Genomic DNA, 538 nt, shown 5'->3' on the forward strand with positions numbered 1-538 from the left:
CCATGAGCACGCCGACGCGTTCCAGGCGCGGGTCAAGCTTCACCGCGTAGTCTGCTTCCACGCACCACGCCTGTGCGCCGTAACCGTCGATCTCCTTGATGCCGCGTTCGGTGTAGCGGCCGTTCCGGCACATGTCGAACTCCCCACGGGCGCAGGCCCCGCACGGTTCGGGGTCCGGCCGGCGCACCACCCCGGCGACGAGGTCACCGGCCGAGAAGCCGCTGCCGGGCGGCGCCTGCCGCACCCGCCCGAGGGACACGTGCCCCAGCACGAGCCGTTCACGGTCCGGCGGGGCCCAGCCGTACTCGCCCCGGACGATCTCCCTGTCCGTTCCGCACACCCCCACCGCCAGACCCCGCACCAGCAGCTCGCCGTCGGCGGGGACGGGGTCGGACACCTCCCGCACCTCCAGGGAATTCTTCTCGCCGGGCCGCACGGTCAGTGCACGCATCGCTCGCCTCGCCCCTCTCATCACGCGGCGCCTCATGCCGTGCGCGCCGCTGTCTGCCCTCCGCCTCGGCTCCACGGGTGTCCCGCT

The 538-nt window shown here is 73.2% G+C and carries 1 protein-coding gene; it reads right to left on the minus strand.

Features of this window, described 5'->3' with window-relative positions; translation table 11 throughout:
• A partial coding sequence (locus LPA54_RS36185) for an alcohol dehydrogenase catalytic domain-containing protein (protein ID WP_228984772.1) occupies positions 1 to 451 on the minus strand: 451 nt, incomplete at its 3' end.
• Positions 452 to 538: the final 87 nt, after the last annotated feature.

Source organism: Streptomyces sp. DH12 (assembly GCF_020873895.1).
Taxonomy (GTDB): domain Bacteria; phylum Actinomycetota; class Actinomycetes; order Streptomycetales; family Streptomycetaceae; genus Streptomyces.